The 25,834-nt window shown below is 63.4% G+C and carries 37 protein-coding genes and 1 pseudogene; 23 read left to right on the plus strand and 15 right to left on the minus strand.

Annotation, left to right across the window (positions count from 1 at the left end):
• Positions 1-205: 205 nt before the first annotated feature.
• Positions 206-721: a metal-dependent hydrolase gene (locus EPL01_RS04500; RefSeq protein WP_135824073.1), complete on the plus strand. Its 516-nt coding sequence runs from the start codon at positions 206-208 to the stop codon at positions 719-721.
• 82 nt (positions 722-803) lie between these two features.
• Positions 804-1,373 (plus strand): hypothetical protein, encoded by a 570-nt coding sequence (locus EPL01_RS04505; protein ID WP_135824074.1) that lies wholly within the window; start codon positions 804-806, stop codon positions 1,371-1,373.
• A 119-nt stretch (positions 1,374-1,492) separates the two neighbouring features.
• Here EPL01_RS04505 and EPL01_RS04510 read toward each other — a convergent pair whose 3' ends face one another.
• Both EPL01_RS04510 and EPL01_RS21455 read right to left on the minus strand, forming a co-directional pair.
• Positions 1,493-1,903 carry a DUF7344 domain-containing protein gene (locus EPL01_RS04510; RefSeq protein ID WP_135824075.1) on the minus strand — a complete coding sequence of 137 codons (411 nt, stop codon included), beginning with the start codon at positions 1,901-1,903 and terminating at the stop codon, positions 1,493-1,495.
• A 146-nt stretch (positions 1,904-2,049) separates the two neighbouring features.
• Positions 2,050-2,196 (minus strand): hypothetical protein, encoded by a 147-nt coding sequence (locus EPL01_RS21455; protein WP_168215810.1) that lies wholly within the window; start codon positions 2,194-2,196, stop codon positions 2,050-2,052.
• A gap of 98 nt (positions 2,197-2,294) precedes the next feature.
• On the opposite strand from EPL01_RS21455, the gene EPL01_RS04515 reads away from it, so the two are divergent.
• The 4 genes from EPL01_RS04515 (at position 2,295) to EPL01_RS04530 (ending at position 4,850) form a co-directional block, all read left to right on the plus strand.
• Entirely contained in the window at positions 2,295-3,167 is an 873-nt protein-coding gene (locus EPL01_RS04515) for a ZIP family metal transporter (RefSeq protein ID WP_135824076.1), read from the plus strand.
• A gap of 57 nt (positions 3,168-3,224) precedes the next feature.
• Positions 3,225-3,650 (plus strand): pyridoxamine 5'-phosphate oxidase family protein, encoded by a 426-nt coding sequence (locus EPL01_RS04520; RefSeq protein WP_135824077.1) that lies wholly within the window; start codon positions 3,225-3,227, stop codon positions 3,648-3,650.
• A gap of 61 nt (positions 3,651-3,711) precedes the next feature.
• Positions 3,712-4,134 carry a peptide-methionine (R)-S-oxide reductase MsrB gene (gene msrB, locus EPL01_RS04525; protein ID WP_135824078.1) on the plus strand — a complete coding sequence of 141 codons (423 nt, stop codon included), beginning with the start codon at positions 3,712-3,714 and terminating at the stop codon, positions 4,132-4,134.
• Between the two features lie 107 nt (positions 4,135-4,241).
• Positions 4,242-4,850 carry a PKD domain-containing protein gene (locus EPL01_RS04530; RefSeq protein ID WP_135824079.1) on the plus strand — a complete coding sequence of 203 codons (609 nt, stop codon included), beginning with the start codon at positions 4,242-4,244 and terminating at the stop codon, positions 4,848-4,850.
• A gap of 77 nt (positions 4,851-4,927) precedes the next feature.
• Here EPL01_RS04530 and EPL01_RS04535 read toward each other — a convergent pair whose 3' ends face one another.
• Together EPL01_RS04535 and EPL01_RS04540 are read right to left on the minus strand one after the other, a co-directional pair.
• Positions 4,928-5,248 (minus strand): DUF7972 family membrane protein, encoded by a 321-nt coding sequence (locus EPL01_RS04535; protein WP_135824080.1) that lies wholly within the window; start codon positions 5,246-5,248, stop codon positions 4,928-4,930.
• Between the two features lie 275 nt (positions 5,249-5,523).
• Entirely contained in the window at positions 5,524-5,757 is a 234-nt protein-coding gene (locus EPL01_RS04540; RefSeq protein WP_135824081.1) for a hypothetical protein, read from the minus strand.
• Positions 5,758-6,026: 269 nt separating this feature from the next.
• Between EPL01_RS04540 and EPL01_RS04545 the strand changes: the two genes are divergently transcribed.
• Together EPL01_RS04545 and EPL01_RS04550 are read left to right on the plus strand one after the other, a co-directional pair.
• Positions 6,027-6,596, plus strand: coding sequence for a hypothetical protein (locus EPL01_RS04545; RefSeq protein WP_135824082.1), 570 nt, complete (start codon positions 6,027-6,029; stop codon positions 6,594-6,596).
• Between the two features lie 51 nt (positions 6,597-6,647).
• A complete protein-coding gene (locus EPL01_RS04550; RefSeq protein WP_135824083.1) occupies positions 6,648-7,037 on the plus strand; it encodes a pyridoxamine 5'-phosphate oxidase family protein in 390 nt (129 codons plus the stop codon).
• Position 7,038: 1 nt separating this feature from the next.
• Here the strand turns inward: EPL01_RS04550 and EPL01_RS04555 are convergent, their stop codons facing one another.
• The gene (locus EPL01_RS04555) at positions 7,039-8,184 is read right to left on the minus strand and encodes a Vms1/Ankzf1 family peptidyl-tRNA hydrolase (RefSeq protein WP_135824084.1); all 1,146 of its coding nucleotides are present in this window, start codon (positions 8,182-8,184) and stop codon (positions 7,039-7,041) included.
• Positions 8,185-8,273: 89 nt separating this feature from the next.
• Here EPL01_RS04555 and EPL01_RS04560 point away from each other — a divergent pair, with 89 nt between their 5' ends.
• Positions 8,274-8,531 carry a DUF8075 family protein gene (locus EPL01_RS04560; RefSeq protein WP_135824085.1) on the plus strand — a complete coding sequence of 86 codons (258 nt, stop codon included), beginning with the start codon at positions 8,274-8,276 and terminating at the stop codon, positions 8,529-8,531.
• On the opposite strand, the gene EPL01_RS04565 is transcribed toward EPL01_RS04560, so the two are convergent.
• Positions 8,532-8,936 (minus strand): hypothetical protein, encoded by a 405-nt coding sequence (locus EPL01_RS04565; protein ID WP_135824086.1) that lies wholly within the window; start codon positions 8,934-8,936, stop codon positions 8,532-8,534.
• A 155-nt stretch (positions 8,937-9,091) separates the two neighbouring features.
• Here EPL01_RS04565 and EPL01_RS04570 point away from each other — a divergent pair, with 155 nt between their 5' ends.
• Positions 9,092-9,439 (plus strand): hypothetical protein, encoded by a 348-nt coding sequence (locus EPL01_RS04570; RefSeq protein WP_135824087.1) that lies wholly within the window; start codon positions 9,092-9,094, stop codon positions 9,437-9,439.
• A 74-nt stretch (positions 9,440-9,513) separates the two neighbouring features.
• Here the strand turns inward: EPL01_RS04570 and EPL01_RS04575 are convergent, their stop codons facing one another.
• Positions 9,514-10,050, minus strand: coding sequence for an OsmC family protein (locus EPL01_RS04575; protein WP_135824088.1), 537 nt, complete (start codon positions 10,048-10,050; stop codon positions 9,514-9,516).
• A gap of 290 nt (positions 10,051-10,340) precedes the next feature.
• Between EPL01_RS04575 and EPL01_RS04580 the strand changes: the two genes are divergently transcribed.
• Both EPL01_RS04580 and EPL01_RS04585 read left to right on the plus strand, forming a co-directional pair.
• Positions 10,341-10,811 carry a hypothetical protein gene (locus EPL01_RS04580; RefSeq protein ID WP_135824089.1) on the plus strand — a complete coding sequence of 157 codons (471 nt, stop codon included), beginning with the start codon at positions 10,341-10,343 and terminating at the stop codon, positions 10,809-10,811.
• A 93-nt stretch (positions 10,812-10,904) separates the two neighbouring features.
• Positions 10,905-11,273 carry a rhodanese-like domain-containing protein gene (locus tag EPL01_RS04585; protein WP_135824090.1) on the plus strand — a complete coding sequence of 123 codons (369 nt, stop codon included), beginning with the start codon at positions 10,905-10,907 and terminating at the stop codon, positions 11,271-11,273.
• 31 nt (positions 11,274-11,304) lie between these two features.
• Here the strand turns inward: EPL01_RS04585 and EPL01_RS04590 are convergent, their stop codons facing one another.
• From EPL01_RS04590 to EPL01_RS21980, 5 genes and pseudogenes are all read right to left on the minus strand, one after another.
• A complete protein-coding gene (locus EPL01_RS04590) occupies positions 11,305-11,634 on the minus strand; it encodes a rhodanese-like domain-containing protein (RefSeq protein ID WP_135824091.1) in 330 nt (109 codons plus the stop codon).
• Between the two features lie 95 nt (positions 11,635-11,729).
• Positions 11,730-12,572, minus strand: a complete 843-nt coding sequence (locus EPL01_RS04595) for an ion transporter (RefSeq protein ID WP_135824092.1) — start codon at positions 12,570-12,572, stop codon at positions 11,730-11,732.
• 147 nt (positions 12,573-12,719) lie between these two features.
• Complete coding sequence (locus EPL01_RS04600) at positions 12,720-13,610, minus strand: sulfurtransferase (protein ID WP_135824093.1); 891 nt, start codon at positions 13,608-13,610, stop codon at positions 12,720-12,722.
• A 102-nt stretch (positions 13,611-13,712) separates the two neighbouring features.
• Positions 13,713-13,886 (minus strand): annotated as a pseudogene (locus tag EPL01_RS04605) (hypoxanthine/guanine phosphoribosyltransferase); the annotation flags it as partial.
• 68 nt (positions 13,887-13,954) lie between these two features.
• The gene (locus tag EPL01_RS21980) at positions 13,955-15,322 is read right to left on the minus strand and encodes an SRPBCC family protein (RefSeq protein WP_210424074.1); all 1,368 of its coding nucleotides are present in this window, start codon (positions 15,320-15,322) and stop codon (positions 13,955-13,957) included.
• A gap of 512 nt (positions 15,323-15,834) precedes the next feature.
• Here EPL01_RS21980 and EPL01_RS04625 point away from each other — a divergent pair.
• Both EPL01_RS04625 and EPL01_RS22370 read left to right on the plus strand, forming a co-directional pair.
• Positions 15,835-16,065, plus strand: coding sequence for a hypothetical protein (locus EPL01_RS04625; protein WP_135824095.1), 231 nt, complete (start codon positions 15,835-15,837; stop codon positions 16,063-16,065).
• Between the two features lie 166 nt (positions 16,066-16,231).
• On the plus strand, positions 16,232-16,501 hold the full coding sequence (locus EPL01_RS22370; protein WP_281275342.1) for an HNH endonuclease: 270 nt from the start codon (positions 16,232-16,234) through the stop codon (positions 16,499-16,501).
• 58 nt (positions 16,502-16,559) lie between these two features.
• On the opposite strand, the gene EPL01_RS04635 is transcribed toward EPL01_RS22370, so the two are convergent.
• A complete protein-coding gene (locus tag EPL01_RS04635) occupies positions 16,560-17,708 on the minus strand; it encodes a DNA cytosine methyltransferase (protein WP_135824097.1) in 1,149 nt (382 codons plus the stop codon).
• A gap of 336 nt (positions 17,709-18,044) precedes the next feature.
• Between EPL01_RS04635 and EPL01_RS04640 the strand changes: the two genes are divergently transcribed.
• The 3 genes from EPL01_RS04640 (at position 18,045) to EPL01_RS04650 (ending at position 19,528) form a co-directional block, all read left to right on the plus strand.
• Entirely contained in the window at positions 18,045-18,653 is a 609-nt protein-coding gene (locus EPL01_RS04640) for an undecaprenyl diphosphate synthase family protein (protein ID WP_135824098.1), read from the plus strand.
• Positions 18,654-18,776: 123 nt separating this feature from the next.
• Positions 18,777-18,989 carry a hypothetical protein gene (locus EPL01_RS04645; protein WP_135824099.1) on the plus strand — a complete coding sequence of 71 codons (213 nt, stop codon included), beginning with the start codon at positions 18,777-18,779 and terminating at the stop codon, positions 18,987-18,989.
• Positions 18,990-19,087: 98 nt separating this feature from the next.
• The gene (locus tag EPL01_RS04650) at positions 19,088-19,528 is read left to right on the plus strand and encodes an HVO_A0114 family putative DNA-binding protein (protein WP_135824100.1); all 441 of its coding nucleotides are present in this window, start codon (positions 19,088-19,090) and stop codon (positions 19,526-19,528) included.
• Between the two features lie 14 nt (positions 19,529-19,542).
• Here the strand turns inward: EPL01_RS04650 and uppS are convergent, their stop codons facing one another.
• Positions 19,543-20,484: a polyprenyl diphosphate synthase gene (gene uppS, locus EPL01_RS04655; protein ID WP_135824101.1), complete on the minus strand. Its 942-nt coding sequence runs from the start codon at positions 20,482-20,484 to the stop codon at positions 19,543-19,545.
• A gap of 135 nt (positions 20,485-20,619) precedes the next feature.
• Here uppS and EPL01_RS04660 point away from each other — a divergent pair, with 135 nt between their 5' ends.
• The 3 genes from EPL01_RS04660 (at position 20,620) to hemA (ending at position 22,982) form a co-directional block, all read left to right on the plus strand.
• Positions 20,620-20,814 carry a cold-shock protein gene (locus EPL01_RS04660; protein ID WP_135824102.1) on the plus strand — a complete coding sequence of 65 codons (195 nt, stop codon included), beginning with the start codon at positions 20,620-20,622 and terminating at the stop codon, positions 20,812-20,814.
• Positions 20,815-21,025: 211 nt separating this feature from the next.
• Positions 21,026-21,430: a DUF5778 family protein gene (locus tag EPL01_RS04665; RefSeq protein ID WP_135824103.1), complete on the plus strand. Its 405-nt coding sequence runs from the start codon at positions 21,026-21,028 to the stop codon at positions 21,428-21,430.
• A 187-nt stretch (positions 21,431-21,617) separates the two neighbouring features.
• The gene (hemA, locus tag EPL01_RS04670; RefSeq protein WP_135824546.1) at positions 21,618-22,982 is read left to right on the plus strand and encodes a glutamyl-tRNA reductase; all 1,365 of its coding nucleotides are present in this window, start codon (positions 21,618-21,620) and stop codon (positions 22,980-22,982) included.
• A 325-nt stretch (positions 22,983-23,307) separates the two neighbouring features.
• Here the strand turns inward: hemA and EPL01_RS04675 are convergent, their stop codons facing one another.
• Positions 23,308-23,961, minus strand: coding sequence for a hypothetical protein (locus EPL01_RS04675; RefSeq protein ID WP_135824104.1), 654 nt, complete (start codon positions 23,959-23,961; stop codon positions 23,308-23,310).
• Between the two features lie 173 nt (positions 23,962-24,134).
• Between EPL01_RS04675 and EPL01_RS04680 the strand changes: the two genes are divergently transcribed.
• From EPL01_RS04680 to EPL01_RS04690, 3 genes are all read left to right on the plus strand, one after another.
• Complete coding sequence (locus EPL01_RS04680; RefSeq protein ID WP_135824105.1) at positions 24,135-24,410, plus strand: 4a-hydroxytetrahydrobiopterin dehydratase; 276 nt, start codon at positions 24,135-24,137, stop codon at positions 24,408-24,410.
• Between the two features lie 9 nt (positions 24,411-24,419).
• On the plus strand, positions 24,420-24,794 hold the full coding sequence (gene lwrS, locus EPL01_RS04685) for an LWR-salt protein (RefSeq protein WP_135824106.1): 375 nt from the start codon (positions 24,420-24,422) through the stop codon (positions 24,792-24,794).
• A gap of 387 nt (positions 24,795-25,181) precedes the next feature.
• On the plus strand, positions 25,182-25,832 hold the full coding sequence (locus EPL01_RS04690) for an HAD family hydrolase (RefSeq protein WP_135824107.1): 651 nt from the start codon (positions 25,182-25,184) through the stop codon (positions 25,830-25,832).
• The last annotated feature ends 2 nt before the right edge of the window (positions 25,833-25,834 follow it).

Raw genomic sequence — 25,834 nt, forward strand, 5'->3', positions numbered from 1 at the left:
ATAGGAGTAACGGCTGATTGGCACAGCCAGTAGCTGTCCAACGTGGCGGCTACAAACCGTAACCATCCCAATCCAGCGGTGCGGTGCCGTGGGAATCCTCGCCCTTCAGGGCGGGGAGGATGTCAATCTCTGCGGCCCGAACTCTCGAAGAAACAACCCGACCCACTCCGTCATAATCAAGTCACCTCGAAAACCACCACCCACCGTGTTCCGAACAGGACATCTCGGCGTGGCGCTCGCGCTCTACGCCCCCGTCGGCGGGTGGCTCCTCGCCCTCCAGCACCCGACCGCCGCGGTCCTCGGCGGCGCGGCCGTCCTCTGGACGACGATGCTCCCCGACTGGGACCACCGGATTCCCTTTCTCACCCACCGGGGCGCGACCCACACCCTCGCCTTCGCAGGACTCCTCGCCGGGAGCGTGTGGGCCGCGGTCGGCGCAGGTGCGAAGGCGGCGAACCTCGACGCGCCAGCAGTCGGCCCCCTCCCGCTTTCCGCGTTCGCCGCCGGAATCGTGGCGCTGGCGCTCCTCGCGCACCTCGTGGCAGACCTGCTGACGCCGATGGGAGTCGCGCTGCTGTGGCCGCTGACCGACCGGCGCTACTCGCTGTCGGTGACGCCCGCCGACAGCACCGCGTGGAACTACGCGCTGTTCGCGCTCGGCGTCTTCGCCACCGGCGCGGCGGCGTATCTCGCCCTCGACTTGCTCGTGCAGGGCGGGTGACGACTCAAGTTCGTATCTCAAACCGAAACCGCCAGCGGGCGGGGCGACAACCCTTTTCCCCGTCCCGGCCCTGCTATCGACAATGACGCAGGACTCCGAGGAGTCCCCGTCGCCGCCCACCCCGGACGGAGGACCGTCCTCACTCGCCGACGACTCGCTTCTCAGGCCCTTCCGCGAGGCCGACGACCCGGTGTTGACGACCGAGGAGGTCGGAAACGCGGTTCCGTACCGCCGCGCGCCGACCGTCGAGGGCCTCGAACGGCTCGCCGACGAGGGCGTCCTCAAGCGCAAGCGGATCGGCGAGGAGACGGTCTGGTGGTTGCCGGGCCACACGGCGACCGACGAGCAGCGCGGCCCGATGCCGGGGACGACCTACGACTACGACGGGGGGCTCCCGCGACAGCTCGAAAACGACATCTCGACGCTCTCGGCCCCCAGCGAACCCGAGCGCGCCGCGATTTACGCGGCGTGTCACTATCTCGCGGAACACGGCCCGGCCTCCTCGGAGACGCTCTGTGCCGAGGTCTACCCCGACAACGAGGCGGGATACGACGACGCCTCGTCGTGGTTGCGAGAGTGCGTCCGTCCGGCGCTGGCGGCGCTGGCGGGCGTCGAACACGTCGAGGACGGGTGGCGGCTCGACCCCGAGTGACGCCGGGACGCTGTCCACTCGACTCCGAGTGACGCGAGGACGCTGTCCACTCGACTCCGAGTGACGCGAGGACGCTGTCCACTCGACTCCGAGTGACGCGAGGACGCTGTCCGACGAAATCAGAACTCCGAGAGCGTGGCGCTCTCCGAGGCGCGGCGAAGTCGGCGAGACTCGTCTTCTGCGGCGGCTTCCAGAAACGCTCGGAATCGCGCGGACGGCTCCGAGAGTCCCACGAGACCCTCGTCGGCGTCGTACTCGACGACAGCTTCTTCGGCGAGCTTCGGGACGTGGACGTGGTGGAGACCGGCCGCGACCCGCTCGGTCGGTGCGTCTTCGAGCGCGGCGACCTCCTCGGCGAGGTCGGCCAGCGCCATCGGCCCTGAGTGGCGATACAGCACGTAGAGAGCGTTTCGGCGGCGCTCAGGTCCGAGGAGCTCGAAAATCGCGTCGAGCGACCGAACTCGGGGGCCGGGACTGGCGGGATTGTTCGCGGTCGGTTCGCCGTTCGAGCTGTCCGGGGACTGACTCATATCCTTGGTTGTGTCTCACACCCACACTTCATAAATCTAGGTAGATTCCTCGAAATCCATAGATTCGAAACAAACCGACGCGGTTCCGACGTCCGGTTGTCGCAGACGATAGCGTCGGTGAATCGCTGACGACGGGACCGTCCCAATCACCAGTCTCGATAGGACAACTCGTCTGCCTTGTTGGTGACCGCCTGCATCATGCACCCGTGGCAGACCCACATGTCGCCCCCGTTGCGAGCGACGAGTCGCGTCCCGTCGGGCTTGCGGTCCTCGCAGATGTCACAGACGCGCATAGCTCCTGTTGGTCGCGTGGGGGTTTCAATCTCTCGGGCAGTCCAGCGAACTTCTCCTCCCGGCGGACTTTTGCGTCCGACTGTCGAGTGTTCGAACGATGGCCGGGACGCTGACCGAGTTGTTCGTCCGAATCGTCGGGCACAATCCCGTGATGCAGGGGTTAGCCGGTGGCGTCGTCATCGCCGCGCTCAACACCCTCGGGGCGGCGCTGGTCGTCGTCTGGCCCGACCCCTCCGAGCGGGCGCTCGACGGGGCGCTGGGCTTCGCCGCGGGCGTGATGCTCTCGGCGAGTTTCACCAGCCTCATCCTCCCCGGCATCGAAATCGGCGGCATCGGACCGGTGCTGGCCGGGTTCGCACTCGGCGTCCTCCTGCTCGACCGCGCCGACCAGTGGGTGCCTCACATCCACGTCGTGATTACGGGGCGGAACCGGGCGAACGGACTTCGGTCGAGGAGCGACGGTGACCCCCGAATCGAGGAGGACACCGCCACCGGTCGGGCGCGAATCGACCCCGAGGACGACCGGACTGCCTCGGTGCTGCTCTTTATCGTCGCCATTACGCTCCACAACATGCCCGAGGGACTGGCGGTCGGGGTCGGTTTCGGGTCGGGCAACCTCGGCGACGCGCTGGCGCTGATGCTCGCAATCGGCATCCAGAACATCCCCGAGGGGCTGGCGGTGTCGGTCGCGGCCGCCAACGCCGGGTTCGGGTCGCTGTTCTACGCCACGCTCGCTGGCGTCCGGGCCGGACTCGTGGAGATTCCGCTGGCGGTGTTCGGCGCGCTCGCGGTCGGTCTCGCCGCGCCGATGTTGCCCTACGCGATGGGGTTCGCGGCGGGCGGGATGCTGTTCGTCATCAGCGACGAAATCGTCCCCGAGACTCACGCTCGGGGTCACGAGCGAGTGGCGACCCTCGGGACGATGGTCGGCGTGGCGGTGATGCTGTATCTGGACATCGTGCTCGGCTAACCGGGAGTCGGGGCGACCGTCGGAAGCGGTTATCAGGGTGGGCGTCGTTGGTCCGGTATGGAACACGTCGAGTACGTCTACACTTTCGGCATGACCGACGAGGAGTTAGACGAGTACCTCCGCGAGAACGACATCGGCGTCCTCTCGCTGGCGGACGACGGCGACGCCTACGCGATTCCGGTGGGGTACCACTACGACGGCGAGCGCCTCGTCGTCCGACTGGGCGAGCGCGACGACAGCACGAAGATGGACTACCTCGAAACCACCGAGCGAGCCACGCTGGTTCTCTACGAGAAAGAGAGCGAGCGGTCCTCGTGGAGCGTCATGGTTCGCGGGTCGCTCCGCGAACTCCCGCCGGAGTCGGACCGGGAAATCAACGAGCAGTTCGAGCCGTTCCGGCTGTTCAACGAGTCCATCGAGGACGTGGACGCCGCCGTCTACGAGATGGAGATGGCCGAGGTGACCGGGCGACGGACCGATTGACTTCTGACGAACTGCTCTCGTCCGCGCAACCTCTAACCCTCCCGAGACCCAATCCGGAGCCATGAGCGAGAAGACCGAGAGGACCGACGATCTGCCCGAGACCGAGGCCGAGTGGCGCGAGAAACTGTCCGACGAGGAGTATCGAATCCTCCGCGAGGCCGGGACCGAGCGGCCGTTCTCGGGAGAACACGTCGACCGCAAGGACGACGGCACCTACGCCTGTGCGGGGTGCGGCGCGGAACTGTTCGAGTCCGACACCAAGTACGAGTCGGGGTGCGGATGGCCGAGTTTCTACGACACCGACGACGACCGCATCGAGACCCGCCGGGACACCAGCAAGGGGATGGACCGAATCGAAGTGCTGTGCGCGAACTGCGAGGGACACCTCGGGCACGTCTTCGAGGACGGCCCGGAACCGACCGGCAAGCGCTACTGCATCAATTCGGCCGCGTTGGAATTCGAGGACGAAGAAAGCGAGGGATAGCGCGGCGAGCGAAACTGGTCGCGTTTCTCTCAGCGGACGGGGGGCGGCCACAAGGCTTATATCTAAAAACCCGAAGTTTTATTCCCCTTTCATCTCTCTGGAACCATATGACCAACACAGCGGCATACCTTGACAAGTCAAGTAGCGACACGGACGAGACGCTCGACCGACCGACGGTGAACGTGAAATACGCCCCGAGCGCCCCCGTCGTGGACAGTCCGATTCTGGTGGAGGCCGACCACGACGAGTCTGGCGTGGAGTACGAGTGGGAGTTCAGCGACGGTTCGACCGCGACCGGTCGGAAGGCGAGCAACATCTTCGACTCCGCTGGCGAGCAGTCGATTACGCTGACCGCCACCGACGGCGACGGCCGGACCGAGACGGTCCGCCAGACGCTGACGGTCTACCGCGAGGCGAACGTCGAAATCTGCGAGCGCGACTGCGGGGACGAGTACGTCACGGTCGTCATCCGCGGCGACTCGGACTTCGACCCGGCCGGGTCGGTCGCGGTAGACTCCCTGCGATTCGGCGCGCCGACCGCGCTGGCGATGGGAAGCGGGTCGGCCCCGGTCGAGACCGACGCCCGCGACGGCGACCTGCGCGTCCAGTTCCCCCGCCCGCCCGGCGACTCGGCCGGACGCCTCGCCGGACGCACCGCCGACGGCGTGCCGCTGGCTGGCACTGCCAGCACCGTCGACGCCGCCGACGCCGCCTGACCGAGGTCTGCCGCTTCGGAAATGAATACATTGGCTAGGGAAATCTATACAATTTCAAAATAATCGTAATTCTGTCTCTACGGCTGCTGCTCGTGTGTGGTGAACGGCGTAATCGCGGCGGTCCGCTGGGCCACGGTGGCGATGCGGAGGACGAACGCGAACAGCACCGCCAGCGGGGCGAACCCGACCGCGACCGTCGCCGCGAGGAGCAAGGGCGGGACGCCGCCGTAGAACGTCTGGGCCGACGGTCCCGCCGCCGCGACCAGCATCATCGTCGAGACGATTTCCGCCGGGACGCCGACGGAGAGCAGGATTCTCGACAGCGAGGCCAACTCGCTCTGCATGAACAGCGTCTTGAAGTACTGGCGCGCCACGTCGATTTGCCGGAGGCGACTCACAGAGTAGCGGCACCGACCACCGGACCGCTCGCAGGACGACGAGTTCGACTGCCACGAGGAGCGCGAACACCACCACGAGCAGGAGTCCGGCGACCACCAACCTGTCGCCGTTCAGCACCAACCAGTCGAGCGCTCGCTAGTCGTCGCCCAGTTCCGGCAGGCCGATGCGAAGTTCCGTCTTCGGCCAGTTCATCCGAACCGTGGTAGGGCAGTCGGACACGAAAGTTCGTCGGCCCCCGGAAGACACTTTCCGCTGCCCCGAGTTCTTTTGCTCGTCACACTCGCAGTCGCACCGTACTCTCGGTCACGTTCGAGACGTACTCGTCGGGCAGTCGATGCACGTCCTGATTGACCATCTCGTCCCACCCGAGTTGGGACACCGCGTCGTCGTCGGTCGCCTCGACCGCGACGTACATGTCGCCGTCGCGGATGTCTTGGACCGAACCGATTGCGACGCCGCTCTGGGCGACGACCCGCTTGCCGATTTGGTCGTTCTTGTAGTCGGCCATGGAGACCGGTTCGGTTTCTCGGCCTGAATGCGTTCGGGCCGCGTACGAGAGTCTTCGGATACGCAGGAGAAGTTCCGATTTCGAGCAGATGGAATTAGGTCTCGAAAGCCCTCGCGCGGTTCGCGGTCGCCCTTTCAGTCCGCCAGGGATGCGGTTGGAACACCGAGCGTAGTGCAGCGGTTGGTCACGCTTGCCTAAACACCGCCCTCGGGCATGCCACTTCGGGTCACACTTATGATGGCTCGGCGACTACTTCCGGACGAGAACCGATGAGTCGAACCGCCAGCGACGGGACCGCGAGCGGGGACGCATCGAGTCCGACGACCGACGAATCGGCGTCCCCGACCGAGTACGAGCGCCTCCGGACGAAGAAGAAAGAGCGGCAGGGCAACGCCGAGCGGGCCGAGGTCCGGGACGTGTTCGTCGGCGAGCGCCGGGTCGTCCTCACGGTCGGGTTCGACTGGACCACCGACACCGAGCGGTTGGTCTACGACCTCGACAGCGACCGCGAAGTGCTGAAACTCGAAGCCCTCGCCGAATCCAAGGGGTTCGACTTCGAGCAGGTGTCGTTTCTGGAGGCCGAGGAGATTCCGGTCGTCTACACCGGGAGCGAGTGGGTGCCCGAGGCCCACGTCGAGTACGTCGAGGGCGAGGGGTCGGCGGGCCAGACCTTCGTGACGGAGCTTCGCCTCCTCGTGCGGGAGTTGGCCCGGTCGCCGAAGGTTCTCCGGCGACTCGTCCGGGTCTCGCGCACCATGACGACCAAGCAGTTGGTCATCGCGGTCATCATCGTCAAGAAGCTGATTATCGTGGCCCTGCTGGCGTGGCTGTTGCTCTGACTGTCTCCTCGCTCGGGAACGCTTTTTCTCGCTTCGGACCGAACGAGACTCATGGCCAACCCAGTCCCGGCCGCGGCCGAGGAGCTACTGACCAGCCAACCCCTGATGGCCCACTTCGCCACTTGCACCGACGAGCGACCCCACGTCGCGCCGGTCTGGTACCACTACGACGAGGGGACGGTCGAGGTCTTGACCACCGGCCGAAAACTGGCGAACGTCCGCGAGAACCCCCGTGTCGCCATCTCGGTCCAGCAGGACGACGAGGGGCAGGCCCGGTGGCGGGTGACGCTCCGCGGGACCGCGACCGTCGTCGAGGACGAGGAGGAACGGCGGGAGGCCGCCGCGCGAATCAACCCGAAGTACGGCGCGGAGGCCGACGAGTACCCCGAGAACGTGCTAGTCCGGGTCGATGTCGGGTCGGCGAGCTACAAGACGTACTGACTCACTCGATGGCGAACCGCAGAATCGCGGCCACGCCGTCGAACCCCTCGCGGAACTGCTCGCCGCGGGCGAAGTCGGTCGGGACGACGAGGCACTCTCCGCCCTCGCTGTCGGCGCGCTCCTGAATCTCCTCGACCGCCTCGGGCGAGAGGTCCTCCGAGACCAGCACCGTCTCGACCGCGTCGTAGTCCAGGGCCTCCTCGACTTTCTCGCGGCCGTAGACCACCTCGGTGTCGTCGGCGTCGCTGTCGGCAGCGGATTCGGCCTCGCTATCGACGTGGAGCGCCTCGAAAAAGTGGTCGAGCGCCTCGCGCATCTCCTCGCGCTCGGCGTCTCGAAGCTGCTCGCTGGCCTTCTCCACGAGTTGGCGGAGTCCCTGCTCGGTGGCGTACTCGACCGAGAACGTCCCCTCGACGATGGCGTCTTCGAGGCGGTAGTCGAGGTGGTCGCCCTCGCTGAAGTCCTCGACCGTAATCTCGGTGCCGCCCAGAAGCAGGCCGTCGATGCCCTCCGCCGCGCCGTCGGACTCCTCGCCGTGGTGGCCCAGAAACGCCCGCTCGGCCTCGTCGGCCACCGTCTCGAAGAACTCCTCTTTTTGTCGTTCGCGCTCGCGCGCGAACCGCTGAGCCGACTGGCCGCCCGCCTTGGTCTTGCCCATCACGTCGCTGTCGAACGTCTCGATTTTCTCCACGTCGTCGCCCTCCGAGAGGCCGAGGACCGCCCCGCCGCGTTCCACGACCAGCAGGCCGAAGGTCTGGGACGACCCGTGGGTGGCCTCCAGCAGGTCGGTGTCGAACTCGTTGTCGCGCTCGTAGGTGAACTCCGAGACGGGCGTCGAGAGGTCGTCGAAGACGTACTCGACCACGTCGCCGTCCACCACTCCGGCGTAGACGATGAGGCCGTTCTCGGGCGTCGAGTCGCGGCGCTGGAACACCTTCCGGAGGGCTTCGAGCGCGTCGAGATACGCGGCGTCCTCGCCCTTCTCGCTGATGTACTCGGCCTCGGCGCGGTCCTCCTCGACGCGCTCCAAGGCCTCGCCGACCGACGCGTCTGGCGGAATCGCCACGGTCAGGAGGTCGTTCTCGGTCGCCTCGGCGGCTTCGACGCGCTCGATTCGCTCGCGGAGTTCGTAGTCTTGGATGTCCATGTGGGGAAAAATACGAAACGTAGTAGGGCGCGGTCGAAATTGAGGGTTTGGGCCGAGACTTATCCGCCTCGCGGTGGTACGCCGGAGGTATGCCCATCATTCACTTCGAGGAGGCCGACGCCCCCGAGCGGACCCAAATCGGCGAGGCCATCGTGAAGTTCGCCAGACAGGCCGACCGACTCGAAACCGGTCGAAGCGAGGGCAAGTACTTCCTGACCCACGAGGACGGCTGCGGCGTCTGCGGCGAGCGAATCGAGACGGGCGACGAGTTCTTCTTCGACACCGAGACGGGCGATATTCTCTGCACCGACCACGGGCGGGCGAGGCGGGAAGAAACCGAAGAATAGCTACTCGCTCTCGCCGACCACGTCCTCGACCTGCCACTCCGGAAGCACCAGCATCTGTTCGTCCTCGGCCATCTCGTCGGTCGTCACGAATTCGAGTCGGTCGCCGCCGACGACGCCCGACCCGCTCTCCACGATGTCGTCCCAGTGGTCGAACACCGCGTCGGGAACCCGTAGCTGTCGGCTGTCGTCGCGGATGACCGTGCTGGTCAGGAATCGAATGCCGGGGTCGTCCTCTACCGGGTCGTAGAGTTGGGAGGCGACCACCGCCCCGTCCTCCTCGCGGACGCCCCAGTAGACCTCGCCGCCCTGCTTGACCAGTTCCATGTTGACGGCCTGCTGGGGGACCGGTAGCTCTTGGGAGTTGCCGCTGACCGACGCGCCGCCGAGTCGCTCGTACTCTGGCATGGGTGTTTGGTCGGCGGCCACGCTGTTAGGTCGTGTGGCCGCCCGAGCGACTGCTCCGCAGAGCGCCCATCCGCTCCATCCGACCGACAGACCGATTCGACCGACAGACCGGTTCGACCGACAGACCGATTTGCCTCCGGGGCGACACGACACCTATGTCGTCCGTCTCGAACTCCGAGTCCTCGACCGAGGAGCAGTCGTCGCCCGACGTCGGCACCTCCTCGCCCGAACCGGCGGTCTCGTCCGAGGTGCGGGCAGACGAGAGTGGCGACGACGAGGGCGGCGAGGGGTCGTCGCTGTTCGACAAACTCGACACCGCGGCGACCGTCCTCCGGGTCTCCGTCCTCGCGTTCGTCGTCGTCTTCACGCTGATTCCCGTCGTCGGCCTCCTCGTCGGGTGGGCACCCTTCGACCCGCCGCCGAAACTGCCCTACTTCGCGCTGGTCGGGTTCGCGCTGGTCGGCACCGTCGCGCTCGTCGGGGCCGAGTTGTGGGACGTGTAGCTGCGTGGAAGATGTCTTCGTCGGAGCGCGAGGAAAATCAGTAATCGGGACGCGGAGCCGTTCCCGCCTGTCCGCTATTCGGCGCGCTGGAGGTCGAACGACAGCGACACGTCGTTGGTCAGGTTGTCCACGAGCGGCGAGTTCTCCCGCGCAACCGTCTTCAACTCCTCGAGTTCCTCGTCTGTCGCGTCGGTCTCGATGTGGGCGGTACACTCGATTTCGTCGTAACCCGGTCGAACGTCGGCGATGCCGAGGAGTCCGCGCATGTCCACCTCGCCCTCGAACTCGAAGCGCAGTCGGTCGATGTCGATGCCCAGTTTCGCGCCGTGGGCCGCGTAGCTGACGGTCAGACAGGTGCCGAGCGCGCCCAGAAGCTGTTCGGTCGCGGTCGGTGCCTCGCGGTGGCCCATCAGCGCACCTTCCATCGTGAACTCGGGGGATTCGGCGACCTTGCCGCCCTTCACGATGTCGCTGACGGTCGTCTCGCAAGTCGGTTCGCCTGCCCACTCGGTTTCGGCGCTGAACGAGAAGACGGCGTTCTCGGGGTCGGCCTCGGCCGCTTCGGTGAGCTTCTCTAACTTCTCCATCTCGATTCCGTTTCGCGTAGTCATGTGAGTATTGTACAATATCATGTTGGTGTCTATCCGTCTAAACGGCGTCGGAACCGCGCGTCGTTACCGGTTTTTCGCCATCGGTAGCGTGTCACAATTAGCCGCTGTGGCGCCCCAGCGTCCCGAAACACGACATTATATCCGGGGTTACTACTCTCCCGGCGACCGGAGGCGACTACTTCCGCTTCCGGCAGAGGTCGATGCGAAACACTCAAACAGTCTTGCGGTAAGAATACAATATTGCCCGGTGTCTGTCGGCAGGGTTGCCGACCGACCGGGCGTGACCACCAATGAGACGGAGAACATTCCTCGGCGGACTCGGGACAGTAGCACTCGGCGGCGTCGCCGCGACCGGAACTGCGAGCGCGGCGACCGACGGGTACGAGATAGAACTCTACTCGGGCGACGCCTTCTCGTTCGCTCAGACCAGCCTCGGCGAGTCGTTCATCTACGCGCCCCTACAGGACGGGAGTACCTACTACCTGATTCAGGTTCCCAACGGATGCTGTCGCGTGGACGAGGTCGTCGTGGTTCTCAGCGAGACGGGCGAGGTGCTGTATCTGGAGAGCCTCGACGGCGTCGAGTACACGCAAGACCAAATCGGGGAGATGGCCGACCGCATCGGGGAGATGGCAGACCGCATCGTCTACACCGAGGAACTCATCGTGCAGACCGAGTACCTCGTCGTGGACGTGATTCGCTTCTCGCAGGAGAACCTCCTCACGTTCGTGAGCATGCTGAACCCGCTCAGCCTGTTCTGAAGCGCCGAGAAGCGTCGGACCCCCGAAACCGGACTCTTTTCGACCGTTGCCGAAAACGCGGTACCTATACGACTCGAAACAGTATTGAGAGACATGAGCAAGATTCGACCCTCGGAACTCGACGAGCGACTGTCGAGCGACGACGTGTTCGTCCTCGACGTTCGACCGCGGGAGAACTACCAGAGCGACCACATCGACGGAAGCTACAACGCCCCGGTCTACCACGACCTGCGGGGCGGCGACCACGGGGCGCTCGACGAGCATCTCGACCGGATTCCGAAAGACGCCGAGGTCGTGACCGTCTGCAAGGCCGGAGTCGTCGCCAAGAAGGCGTCGAGCCACCTGCGAGAGGAGGGCTACGACGCGACGACGCTCTCGGGCGGCTATACCGGGTGGCGTCACTACGACCAGAACACGCTGGTGTATCGAATCTCGTCCGCGATTCGGAAACTGCTTCCCTGAGCGAAAATCGGCGGTCGACTCGGCGGCGTGGTTACGAGATACGTCGTGTCCAACTCCGCATTCCGCCCTGCAGGTTCCGGGCGTCGATTCCGGCCTGATTGAACAGTTGGGTCGCCATCCTGCTTCGACTGCCGGAGGTACAGACGGTGACGACTTCGTCGGTCGGGACGTCCGAGAGGACTCGCTCGGGAGAGAGCGTCTGGAGTTGTTGAAGGGGGACGTTGATAGTCTCGGCAGCGGGTGACTCGATGTGGTCGCGCTCGAATTCGTGGGGTTGGCGCACGTCGACGATAGTAATCTGTGCGCCGTCTTCGAGTTCTGCTTCGAGCGCGGCGGGCGTCGTACTGGGAACTTGGCTCATCGATTGTATCCGTCCCTAAGCTACTGGGTTGTATTAGTGTTGTGTTCGTATTGTGCAATTTTTGCAATATACTCATTAGCAGACCGACCGACTGGTCAGCTCTCCTCGTCGTACTCCTGATAGATGACGTGCCCGCAGGCCTTGCAGTGGGAGGCGTCGGCGTCGTGTTTCGAGAGGCCGCAGTTCGGACACGTCACGTCCACCTTCTCGCCGCTCGACCACGCTTTGACGATACGACTCGCCTGCCACGGGATGAGGATGATGCCCGCCAGAATCGCCGCCACGGTCACCCAGCGACCGAGGCGAGTCGCCGGGACGATGTCGCCGAAGCCGACCGTCGAGAGCGCGACGACCGTGTAATAAAAGGAGTCGCCGAAGGTTTCTATCGCGGGGTTGGCGCGATGTTCGGCCGTGTAGAACAGCCCCGCGGCGGTGAAGAGGACGACCAGAACCGTCAACAGGAGTTTGACCGCGCGCAGGGTCCCGACCTCGATGGTGCCGAAGAAGAACTCCTCGTCCTTGGTGAACCGGTAGAACCGCAGGACGCGGACGACCCGGACCACGCGGAGGAAGCCGATGTTGGCCGCGAGCGCCGGAACGGGCGAGACCAGCAGGACCAGCGTGGGCAGAATCGAGAGCAAATCCACGATGGTGTAGGGGTCGAGGGCCTCGTCGGTCCGGTCCTGTGCGCCGTAGAGTCGGAGGACGTACTCGACCAGAAACACGCCGGTGATGGCGATTTCGGTCTGCCAGAGGAGGCTCCTCGTTCGCTGGGAAATCGGGTAGGTCTCGGCCACGAAGATGCCGACGAACGCGAGGTTGAGCACCAACAGCGAGATGTCGATAGTCTTGCCCAGCTCGGTCTCGTGGTCGAGGAGGTAGAACCGCACCGACTCCCGAAACCCGCGGTCGTCGGTCGACGTCGCGCGACCGGCCATACCGCACCTAACGGGCGGATGAAATAAGGATTTCTCGGACGGCGGCGTGTCCTCCCCTAACCTAGTTATAGCATTACTTAGAAAATATCCTTATTTCCTAAAGAAGTGCTTAGATTGCTTTCGCGCGTCGGTCGGCGGTCCGCTCGGTCACTCGGAACCTTTCTCGATGGGCGCGCGGACGAGGTTGCCCCACTCGGTCCACGACCCGTCGTAGTTGCGCACGTCGTCGAAGCCCAGCAGTTCGTGGAGCGCGAACCACTCGATCGAGGAGCGTTCGCCGACGCGACAGTAGGTGATGACCGACTCCTCGCCGTCCACGTCGTGATCCGCGTAGAGTTGCCGGAGCTCGTCGGCGCTCTTGAACGTCCCGTCGTCGTTGAGGACCTGCGCGACCGGGACGTTCGAGGCCCCGGGGATGTGGCCGCCGCGCTGGGCGGTCTCTCGCATCCCCTCGGGCGCGATTTTCTCGCCGGAGAACTCCTCGGGCGAGCGAACGTCCACCATCGGCAGGCCGCTGTCGATGGCCTTGTCCACGTCGTCTTTGTACGCCCGGATGCTCTCGAAGGGGCCGCGGGCGTGGTACTCTTGGGACGGGAAGTCGGGGACCTCGTCGGTCATCGGGTACTCCTCGTTCACCCAGTACTTCTTCCCGCCGTCGAGGACCCGACAGTCCTCGTGGCCGTAGTACTTGAACTCCCAGTAGGCGAACAGCGCGAACCAATTGGCTATCCACCCGTTCCCGTAGAAGACGACCGTCGAGTCCGCGGCGATGCCGCGATTTCCGACCAACTCCTCGAAGTCCTCCTTCTTCAGGATGTCGCGCTCGTCCTGGTCCGAGAGGTCCTCGTCCCACTGGAGGCCGATAGCCCCCGGAATGTGCCCTTGGTCGTAGCGCGACGGGAAGTCCTCGTCGGGACTCTCGGGGCTGTTTACCTCCACGATTCGGTACTCCGGGTCGTCGCTCTGGAACTCCTCTAAGTGGTCTTCGACCCAGTCGGCGCTGACGAGTACGTCGGTTTCGGATTCTCCCCCACTCATGCGAGACGGGATGACGACGCCGAAGCTAATAGTCGGGTGGGTTGGTCAGAAACGTTACACCGGCCGAAACCGAGCGGCGAGGAGTCAGTCCTCGCCGGAGGCCGCGACGATTTTGTCCACGTCGAGGTCCGCGGCCTGCGAGACGCCCACGACGACCTCGCGGAGGAGTTCGGGTTCGAGCATCGGGACCCCGTTGCTGATGGGGTGAACGAGGTACTGGTAGCCGTCCTTGTCGATAATCGGCGCGTCGTGCAGGGACTCGTGAAGCCGGTCCATGAAGTGTGTTGGGGAGATGGGTGGGAAAAGCGGTCCGTTCTTCGGGCGGAGGTCGAGCCTCGGGAGTGTCACCGCGCGGCGGGCGACTCCTCCCATTTCCTCGTCTCGACCCGCCGCTTGATGCCCAACAGCATCTTGCGCTCCATGACGAAGTGGGCCGGTTCCCAGAAGAGGTAGTCGAGTGCCCCGCCGAGAATCGACACCTTCGCCAGCGGGCCAACCGAGGGCCGGGACGGATCCGAGCGCATCCGGGCCAACAGGCGTGTCGTCCCCCTCTCGGTCGGCTTCAGGACGAACGCCCACGTCCAGCGCGGCGAGTCTTCCGGTGACTGGCCCTCCAGTGGCCGGAGGACCAGCGTGCGTTCCGGTTCCAGTAGGGCAACCTCGGGTGCCGACTCGGTCGAGGAGACCGCGTAGTCCTCGGGAGCCAGTCGGACGGTGTCGCCCTCTGCGAGGTCCTGCTGGTCGGGCAGAATCCAGTCGGCGTTGTGGATGTCGGCACCGACGAGGTTCTCCAGCCAGTCGTAGCTGTAGAATCCGCCGCGGCTCTGCCCGATTTGGACGAGCCACGGCCAGACTTCTTGGACGGGCGCGTCGATTTCGACCGCGTGGGTAACTTGGTCTGTGGCGTTCGGGAGCAGGTCGTCGCCCGGCAGGAGCGCGTGGGCCTCGTCGTCGGTCGTCCCCCAGCGGCGGTGCCACGGCCGGACCGCGAAGTGGTACGCACCGGCGAGGGTCGCGGCCCCGGCAATCGCGGCGAGTCGCCCGACTGCTCTTCGACCGCCGTCTCCCGCTTTCTCCTCGGCCAGCGCCTCGGCGTCGGCCTCGATGCGGTCGAGCGCCCGGGCCATCAGGTACCCCGCGAAGGGGCCGATGACCCGCCAGTAGCGCCGGAAGCTCCGGCGGGCCTCCTCGCTCGTCGTCGCGGTGCGGGCCTCGTAGGACAGCAGGGTCCGACCGTCGCCGTCGGGCCGGACCGACAGGCCGACCGCGAGTTTCGCGTACCCCGGGTCGTCGAACCCCGCGAACTCGTCGGGGGCGACCCGCCGCCACTCGATGTCGGGTTGCCAGAACTTCCCGACCGCGCCGAAGACGAACTCCTCGCCCGGCGCTTCGGCGAGTTTGGCCCACTCCGCAGAATTGGAGATGTCGGCGAAGCGTAGCTCCTCTGGCGGCGGGTCGCGGGTCGTCCCGCTGAGTCGGTTGGCCAGCGCGGTCGGCAGGTCGCAGAGTCGTCCGAGAGCGCGCACCACCGGACCGGTATCGAGGAGATTCGCGTCGAGCATCGCTCGATAGGTGGTCTCGGAGTCGGCGTCAACGACGGTCCGGCGGACCACCGTCTCGTCGTACTCGGGCAGGAGACGGTCGATGAGCATGGCGTCGGTATCGTCTCGGTCTGATTCGGTTGCCTCGTCGCTGGTGAACGGGTTTCGCACGGTTCCGGAGTAGGACGACGCGGAGGCTGATAAATCGTCGGAGCAGTAGCTGTCCGGTCGTTTCGAGGTCCTCGCTGCTTTTTAGGAGAAGTTCGATTTACTCAGTTTTGCCGAGTTCGGCGGAAATTGGCTCGACGGAAAGCTCTCGAAGGTCGACTACGAGTTGCTCGTTGGCTAAATGATAAACTAGCCCACTCTCTTTTTGGTATTCTTTCGTCAAAATCTGGACCTCTACTAATTTTTCCAGCGCACGATAGATGCTCTCGCGGTGCTTTCGGTCATCGTATTCATTTACGTACCGCTCATGCACTCCACTTGCAGAGTCTGATTTATCAGCGAGTAACTGGAGGAGTCTCAACCGAGTTTCGTTCGAAAGCGCTTTCCCGACTTCCATTAGGTCCATCGTATTTAGGTAACACGTGTTGTTTTTTGCCTGTTTGTTACATAGATGCGTAACACAATACGTTTCATAGTAACAAAAATTTGTGACAGGTTGGGTTTTGCCGGACTGTATGCCGAAAGAATTCGAGGCGGCGTACGACGACGTGTTGGAAAAGGCACGAACTGTCGTAGCTGAGTTAGAGGAAATAGACCCCGAGAATATCAGCAGGGAGAACTGGGAACATCAGTTCACAGACTACATGGACTATCGACGATCTCAACGACCATCAGTCAGATTTGTATGCCGCAATCTTTCAGGAGACGAGCGGAAAAGGCCGAATCCGCGAATATCTTCGAGATAAGGTGGGCGAACCAGTCCGTTCCGAACGACTAGCCCAGATTAGTGGCATTAGTCAGCACGCCCGCCGAGTTCGTGAACTCCGCAACGAGGAAGGCTTCGTAATCGACAGTACACGCACTCGGAGCGAATTAGGACAGAACGACTATTTTGTCGTGGAAATTCAGGACGTGGAAGAGAGGTCACGTATCTCCGCGAAGGCACGATTCGAGCAACTGGAACGTCAGGGACGCTGTGAAATCTGTAGACGGGATGCTGACCATCCCGACGTCCGATATATGGAGGTCGACCACATCGAGTCGTTCGTTGACTACGAGGACCCGGACGCCGTGAACGACCCAGCGAATCTCCGAACCCTGTGTAACGAATGCCACCACGGAAAGAGCGCATCGGACAACATCGCAAACCGGAGACGCGGTGGTCAAATCGAAGACGAGTAAAGTTTCGTCCCGGCAGCGCACATGCGATGGCGGTATGCGGTGACGGCGAGACGGCCAGTCAGTCGAAGGCGGCGAGTTGGGACTGTTTCTCCTCACCGATGGGGAACGATTTTTTGAATATCTCGTGTTCGGTGTCTGCGTCCGGAATAATCTGACTGTCCTCGCCTTCAAGGTGGGCCTTGAGTGCTTGACCGAGGTGGTAAGCGAGTTTTGGTGGGACGGCGTTCCCGATTTGTGGCGCTACGCGGGTTCGGGCACCGACGAACTCGAAATCGTCGGGGAAGGTCTGAAGTCGCGCCCCTTCACGGATAGTGATGGAGCGATTGGCTTCCGGATGCAGGTATCGACCCTTTTCGGGCTTGTAGAACTCAGTTCGGATAGTGACGGACGGTCGGTCCCACCAGAGTCGTCCGAACAAATCTGTACCGCCTCGCTTGTCTATCCAGCAATCCGGCAAGAGTTCCTTCGGGATGTCTGTCCGATTCCCGCCGGGCGGCACGTGTTCCATTCGCTTCTTACTGAGTTCCGTGACGTGCTGTCGGGGAACGTGCCAGTTCTCTCCCGACGGTTCGTCCGGGAGATCCCCGATTGCATCCTCGACAGTACGCGTTCGGGTATCCGACGGTTCGGGGAAGAAGGGAACGCCGAGTTTACTCCCGACAACGAAGGCGCGCTTGCGCTTTTGAGGCACGCCGTAGTCGTGCGCCCACAGCGTGTCTACCACCGTCGTGTATCCCATATCTTCCGCGATTTCTACGGCGCGCGCTCCTTGCGCCGACTTCAGGAACCGGGGTACGTTCTCGATGAGAAACACGTCGGGGTCGATTTCGTCTACGGCCCGCATAAAGTGTCGCCAGAGCGTGTTTCGCTCGTCTTCCAACTCCTCGGTCTTCGTCTTGTTGAGGTTCGAAAACCCCTGACAGGGTGGCCCACCGACTACGACGTCGGCGTCGTCCCACTCGCCGAAAGAAGGTATTTCTCGGATGTCCTTCTCGATGACTTCGCTATCGAAGTTCCGCCGAAAGGTTTCGGCCGTGTCGTCGTCGTTTTCGACTGCGAGAACCGACTCGAAGGCTTTCTCCTCGAACGAGATATCCCGGTAAGCGAGATTTGCAAGCCCGTTGAGGCGCGCTGGTTCCTCTAGACCGAGAGAAAGTCCGCCTGCACCGCTAAATAAATCGACCACTTTGTATGGCGGCTTGCTCATCGGCATGATAATAAAACTAGGACCTTAATTGGGTTTGTGATCGAGTCCGTCGTCGATTCGGGTAATCGGTTCGTCTGCTCTCTTAGCAGGTCTACGTCCGGTACCACGCCGCGATTTAAAAGAGTTGGCGAACCTGAGTGAAAGTAATTTACGGCCTCGGCACTCATAGGGCTCGTCACGACTGGTTGCCGAGACCAGTTCGGAGCGCGTGCCTCGTCATCGGCCACGTCGTCCTACTCGCTCGGGTGAAAAGACACCTTCCCTTCCGGACGACCACTTCACTTCCGGACGGCCGACTCCGTGACGTTTAGGACAGTTCCCGGCGAAACCTCGTTCGTGGGAGTCTACGACCGCTACCTCGCCGCCCGCCTCCGGAGACACGACGCCGACCCGCCCCGACACGTCGCGGTCATCATCACCGAGCGCGACCTCCTCGAACAGGGAGCGTACGGGACGCTGGAGGCCTTCTTCGAGTGGGCCTTCGAGTACGACGCCGAGCGGGTGACCGTCTACGTCAGCGTCCTCGACCCCGAGGCGGCCCCGACGCTCCGGCGCGAACTGGACCAGGTGTCGGCCCCCGAGCAACTCGCGGTCCGCGGGCCGGACGACACCCAGCGCGCCGACGCGCCGATTCAGGTCTCCATCGGACTGGGCGGCAAGCACGAGTTCGCCGGCGCAGTCCAGAAAATCGCCGAGGACGTGCAGGACGGCGAGTTGGCCGCCGAGCAGGTAGACGAGAGCGAAGTCGAGGAGCATCTGGTCTTCCCCGAAAATCCCGATTTGGTCCTCAAGACCGGCGCGGAACGGCTCTCTGACTTCATGATTTGGCAGTCGGTCTACTCGGAACTCTACTTCACCGACGTGAACTGGCGGGACTTCCGCAAGCGGGAGTACCTCCGGGCGCTGCTGGACTACAAGAATCGCCAGCGGCGATTCGGAAGATAGGTTTTGGAAATAATATTGTTTCTTAAGGATACATATATGTTTCTTTAGAGCAAGTATTTCGTTCCATCTGCCGAGGAGAACGCTATCACCCACGTTTAATTGATTTCTACGCGGCAGTCCGATATGGACGAAACATCTGGCTCCGAGCGACTCCGGAAAGCGGGCGCGACGGCGTGGCGAACGACGGTGTTGGTTCTGGCGACGCTTCTCGTCGCGCTCCTGTTCGTCGGCATGGGGTATCTCGTCTATCGGGGCGAGATTTCCGAGGGACCGCTGGTGTTAATGACCGGCGTCATCCTCGGGTATCTCCTGCGGGCGGTCCACGGGTATCTCTGAGGACCCAGTCGATGACACGTGAAAGCGAGTACACGTATTTCAGTGTGGGACGATAGCCTCCCGAATTATTCGGCGATTCAAACAGGAGGTCCGAAACCATGGCGAAAACTGGCCCTGACACACCCGACGACGACCGACCCGACGACGACCGAGTCCTGCACATCTATTTCCGAGCGGGCGACTCGGAGCGTATCGAGGAGACCCTCGACGCACTCGATAGCGGCGAGACGCCCGACGCCTACGTCGAGCGCGTCTATCACGACCCCGACGAACTCCACCGAATCACGCGGCCGAAGAACCTCGAACTGCTCCGGACGGTCGTCCGCGAGCGCCCCGCCAGCATCCGTGAGACTGCCCGACTGGTCGAGCGCGACGTGCGGCAGGTCCACCGGAATCTGGAGGAACTCGAAGCCCTGGGACTCCTCGATTTCGAGGAGACCGACCGAGCGAAGCGTCCGAGGGTCTGGTACGACGAAATCAACGTCGAGTTACCGCTCGGAGAGGATCGCGCCGAAGACTCCGAGACGGCGGAAGTCTGACGAATCGGGCAAGCTCACTCAACCGACGACGACCCTTCGCTCTCGACGTCCAACTCATCGACGCCTAACTCCTCGATTGCCGACTCGTCTGGCAGGTTTCCGCGGAAGCGACTGACGATTCTGCGGGCCTCCGCGAGTTCCACACCGCCGAGTTCCCGGACCAGCGCCAGCGCGCGCTTGGCCTTCGCGCGCCGCCAGGACTCCTCGCGGGACTCGTAGGTCCGGATGCCCCGGAGGAAGTCCACCTTCGAGAACTCGGGCCAGTAGGGCGTGCAGAAGAAGACGGCAGCCTCGTTGCCGTTGGCGTGCCACGGCAGGAAGTTCGAGGTGCGCTCGTCGCCGCCGGTCCGGATGATGAGGTCCACGTCGCGGACCGGCCGGTCGTAGATGCGCTCTTCGATTTCGGCCACGTCGATGTCCTCCGGGTCGAGGTCGCCCTCCTCGACGGCCTCGGCCACGTCGCGGGCCGCGCCGAGGAGTTCGTTCCGGCCGCCGTAGGCCAGCGCGACGTTGAGCGTGAACGAGTCGTAGTGTTCCGTCCGGTCCTCGGCGTAGTCGATGGCCTCTCGAACGCGCTCGGGCAGTCGTTCGAGGTCGCCGATGGCGCGGATGCAGACCTCGCCGTCGTGGACGCGCTCGTCGTCGCCGAACTCGTAGAGTTTCTCCTCCAGCAGGTCGAAGAGGGCGTCGCGCTCGTGGTCGGGGCGGTCGAAGTTCTCGGTCGAGAAGGCGTACAGCGTCAACTCCTCGACCCCCATGTCCTGACACCAGTTCAGGACGCGCTCGGTCGTCTGGGCGCCTGCTCGGTGGCCGTCGGGAGCCTCTCCGCCCTGCTTGCTGGCGTAGCGTCGATTCCCATCCTGAATGACGGCGACGTGGGTCGGCGCACCCGATATCTCGCGTCTCAGGAGTCGCTCGTAGGCGGCCCGTACTCGCCGCTGTGCCCACTGGAACATCCGTTGGTGGCACCGACACCTCGGAGGGCAATTAGCCTTTTGACCCCGGACGCACCGGTCGAGTGACCTGTCGGCCCAATAACTCCAGCTAGTTGCATACCTTTTTAAGCGTGGAGCGACTTGAGACAGAATGCAATGGCGAAAGGTACGGTTGATTTCTTCAACGACACTGGCGGTTACGGTTTCATCGACACTGAGGATTCCGACGAAGACGTGTTCTTCCACATGGAAGACATCGGCGGTCCCGACCTCGAAGAGGGGCAGGAAGTCGAGTTCGAGATAGAGCAGGCGGACAAGGGTCCGCGCGCGAAGAACCTCGAACGTCTGTAAAGCGTAACAGTCGAACTGAGTTTTTATTGGCGCTACTCCGATAGCGACTGCGTTACACGATACCGACCCGCAAGCGGCATACGATATCGACCCGCAAGCGCCACACGATACCTACTCACAAATGACACACGATACCGACCCACAAGTGCCCAGCGACCGCGCTGCCGGGCGAACCGCAGGGCGTTTAACAGGCGGTCGGCTACCACCACGTATGGAAGACGTGCTCGACGAGGACCTCTATCGCAGGACGAAGCAACTGCTCGAACCCGGCGAAATCCAACTCAACGGCGCGGTCGTCCACACCGACCTCGGGAGCGACGAGGAGACCGAGATGCATCAGGCGACCGTGGACGTCGGCGAAATCATCGCCGAACACGGCGACTTCGACCCGACCAACACCTTCGTCTACTCGGGCACCGACGACACCGACTTCGCCTCGAACCAGCATCAGGGCCTGACGCTGGACGACGAGGAGTTCGTCTGGGAGTGCCAACAGCTCCTGCGCGAGGGCACCTTCGACGTGGTGTTCTACTACGAGGCCAGCGCAGACCAGCAAGCTATCCTCGAAGACATCCGCGACCTCGGCTTCGACGTGACCGGGGTCGAAGGGGAATAGTGGATTCAGGGGGTGGTCAAGTGCGTCAAATCCGTGGCTCTGACACGAGGTGTCGCGTTTGGAAGGGTTTACGTAGGGTCCGGTCTAAGCTCCCGATAAGACGGTTCGGAAAGCTCTCAAAGGGTGTATCCATGACTTTCGTAACCTCTCTCTCTGGCACGCGAGTTGGGGGGCGATTCCCGTGACGGTGGCGACGGGCGTCGTCTCCGGCGTTCGGGTTAGCCACGACCGCGCGAGTTTAGACGACGTCGAGGCGGCCTGTCACGCCGACGAACAGGCCGTACTGGAGCGACTCGTCGACGTACCGGGCGTCGACGAGGCGTTCGTCATCCAGACGTGCAACCGCTTCGAGGCCTACGTCGTCACCGACGCGGCGGCGACCGGCCGGGCGGTACTGGCCGACTTCGCCCCCGACGTGGGCGACCACTCGGTCGTGGAGATGGGCCACGAGGAGAGCCTTCGCCACCTCCTGCGGGTGGCCGCCGGACTCGAATCGCTCGTCCTCGGCGAGGACCAGATTATCGGGCAGGTTCGTGACGCCTACGAGTCGGCCCGCGAGGTCGGCGCGCTCGGCCCGATGCTCGACGACGCGGTGACCAAAGCCATCCACGTCGGCGAACGCGCCCGGACCGAGACCGCCATCAACGACGGCGCGGTCTCGGTCGGGAGCGCGGCGGTCACGCTGCTGGGCGAACACGCCGACCTCGGCGAGGCCACCGGACTCGTCGTCGGCGCGGGCGAGATGGGTGCCATCGCGGCTCACGCCCTCGCCGACGCCGACGTCGAGGCGCTCTACGTCGCCAATCGCTCGCTCGACAGCGCGGCCGAACTCACCGAGGACGTGGACCACGACGACACCTCCGCAATCACACTCGACGGTCTCGCGTCGGCGCTCGACGCCGCGGACGTGGTGGTCACGGCCACCGGGAGCGAAGACCACGTCCTCGACGCTGGCGACTTCCACGACGCTGGCGAGGTGCTGGCCGTGGACATCGCCCGACCCCGAGACGTCTCGCCCGCCGCCGACGCGGTCGAGGGCGTCACCCTCTACGGGATGGAGGCGCTGGAGTCGGTCACCGACGAGACCGAGCGCCGACGCCAGCGCGCCGCCGAGTCGGTGGCGACGATGATAGACCGCGAGTTCGAACACCTGTTGGAGGGCTACAAGCGAAAGCGCGCCGACGAAGTCATCTCGGCGATGTACGAGAGCGCCGAGCGCGTCAAGGAGCGAGAGGTTTCGGAGGCGCTCTCGAAGCTGGACGCTCACGGCGACCTGACCGACGACCAGCGCGACATCGTGACCTCGATGGCCGACGCGCTGGTTTCGCAACTCCTCGCGCCGCCGACCAAGAGCCTGCGGGACGCCGCGGCCGAGGACGACTGGGGGACGATCAACACGGCGCTCCAACTGTTCGACCCGGACTTCGGCGAGGACGGGTCGCCGCCAGCGTTCGTCCGCGAACAACTCGGCGGCGAAGTACCCGACGAGATTCCGGACGAGATGGCCGAGCAGATGCCCGAGGGAGTTGCGGCGGTCGAAGAAGACGACTAATCGTTTCTACTGTCTTCGATCAAGCAGTAACCGCGGAGTCGCCGTCAATTTCGCACGAGGGAGCTAGCGACTACGATAAACGCCACGAGAGTGAGTACCGCAAACAGGAACGCGCCTCCGGCGAGCAAACTGACGATTCCAGCCGGGTTCACGACGCCTGCTGTCAAATCGAGAACGACCCACGCGACTGCGAGTGCCGTGAACGCTCCGAGGGACTTCATCAGCAAATCGATAGTCTCTCGTTTGGATTTCGTGGACATCATCTGTTCGACCTCTCGGTAACGTTCGGACTCGAACCTTGGATTTCCATAGTCATAACTGTTGGTTACTCCATATCTCCGTCTGTTCCGTCCGTCTCCGTTTCGGTTCCGGTTGCTTCTTCTTCATCCGCTGGTTCGTCGGTCGCCTCCGAAGCATGGTCTGTTTGGTTCTCTTCTTCCGCTTGTTCTTTTGTAGCTATCGGGTCGTCTTGTGTCTCCTCCGATTGTTCAGTTGAAGTTGTCATCTCCCTCAGCATCACCATCGCCGCGAAACCAATTAACGTGAAAGCAAATGCTACAGCGATGAGTGATACTTTCAACACCACCGCTGTATCTGCAGCTACGCCGCCGACAGAGGCGAATACTCCTGCAAGAACGAGACCAAGGATACCAAGTAGCAAGTAGTCGCTCACGTCTTCATCCACGGCCGACTGGTCGTCCGTAGTGAATCGCAGTAGACCGGTAAACAGCGGCAGTAGAATTCCGATTGCTTGAATGAGACGAAGAGAGTACTCCGGTTTTGCATCGAGAACATTCGTCGTAGAGTTAGTCGCTGTATCTGCAGTCGAATTAAAGGGTACCCCGACAACGCCGGACGAAGTAGTTCCGGACGAAAGAACGAAAATGCCGACCCCGAGACCAATAGCGATGCCGAATAGACAGCCGAAAACGAGAGTTCTCCTCCGCCGATACCAATTACGTATCTTTTCTCCAAACATGGATGTTCGCTGTTTCTCAGACGATAGTGACTATTTATCCTATCGGCGAAAGTTTTACTATTCGATATGTAGCGGGTAATTTGACTACTCGTCCCGTACGAACTACCAATCACGGTTCTGTCTTCCTCTCATCGCCACCGGACTTTATCAGCCAGAACGTCGAACCGTCACGCATGGCAGAGCTACTCTCCGACGACGAGATTCGAAACCGACTCCCAGACGGCTGGGAGCGCGAGGGTGACGAAATCGTCCGGACGTTCGAGTTCGACGACTATCTCGAAGGCGTGGCGTTCGCCAGCGAGGTCGGCGAACTCGCCGAGGAGGAGTTCCACCACCCGACGATGGAAATCGGCTATAAGGAAGTCGAGATTCGGTTCACCAGCCACGAGGAGGGCGGCATCACCGACGCCGACGTGGAGATGGCCGAGTTGACCAACGACCTGCGCTGACCGCGACCGATGGAAGCAAGATACGTCTTCGCGGTCCGGTTCCGACTCGAACCATCGGTCGGCGGCGTCTCGGTCGAACCCGACGAGTTCGACACGCGCCTCTACCGGGAGGCCGACCCGCCGGGCGAGGAGGGCTGGCTGTTCTTCCGCGACAACCTCTGGCGCGGCGAAATCAACGACGAGCGCCACTTCCGGCGACTCACCGAGGAGGCGCTGGGCGAGACCGTCCTCTCGGTCGAGTACCGCGCGCTGGAGACCGACGAGGAGTATCTCGACACCCTGAAAGACGAGATTCGGAGCGACTTGGAGACGTTCAATGCCGATTCGGTCTCGGAGGTGCTGAACAAGTATCTCGGGAGTTCGCTGGAGGTCGAGAAGGGGTGATAGGGGTTTCTGGCGGTGAAGTAGCTGGATACGTGACTGACAACCTTGGAGTCGTGTTGTTCTCGAAAGCCCCCGCCCGGTCGCGGTCGCGTGAGCGGAGCGAACGTGACCTCGTAAGACGCGGTTTGTCTTCCGGCGGTCGCTCCTCGACATATCCGACGGACGTCGTTGCGACGGATAGGGGTCGAGGAGCGACCACGCAAGCGCGACCGGGCGGCCCCTTTCAGTCCACCCAGACGAGTGGATTGTTACACCGAGCGCATCCTGTCGGCTGGTTAGTCGTCCCGTTTTCGGTGGAAAGTCCCACCGAGCACGTCCTCGGCAGTTGGTCGGCAGACTCACAATCCGAAAAAGCTTAGACTTACCGAGCGCCTACACGTTGTCCCTATGGTCGCCCGCGAGTACGATTACTGGTTGCTCGACTTAGACGGCACGCTCATCGACGTGGACTGGTCGTATCCGCGGTCGGTGTTCGACAGGGTCGGCGACCGCCTCGGTCGGCAGTTTACCGACCGCGAGGCCGAAATCCTCTGGCACGGCCTCGGCGGGAATCGCAACGACCAGTTGCGCGAGTGGGGAATCGACCCCGAGGAGTTCTGGCCCGTCTTCCACGACATCGAGGACCCACAGCGCCGGGCCGAGGAGACCTACCTCTACGAGGACGCCGAGTTCGTCGGCGAGTTGGACTGTCCGGTCGGTTTGGTGACCCACTGCCAGCCCTTCCTCGCCAACCCCGTGCTGGACGAACTCGACATCCGCGACTGGTTCGACACCGTCCTCTGCTGTGACGAGGAGTTAGGGTGGAAGCCCGACCCAGCGCCGCTCCACCACGCCCGCGAGCAAATCGGCGTCCACGAAGGTGGCTATCGGGGCGTCTACGCCGGAGACGGCGCGAGCGACGTTGGGGCGGCGTGGAACGCCGGACTCGACGCGATTCACGTCGAGCGCCACGGCCACCACCGCCGCGAGCAGTGCGTGCTGGGCGACTACCGCGTCGAGACGTTCGACGAACTGCTGGCGACCGCCGACGCCGACTGAGC

It is taken from the genome of Halorussus ruber (genome assembly GCF_004765785.1).
GTDB classification, from domain to species: domain Archaea; phylum Halobacteriota; class Halobacteria; order Halobacteriales; family Haladaptataceae; genus Halorussus; species Halorussus ruber.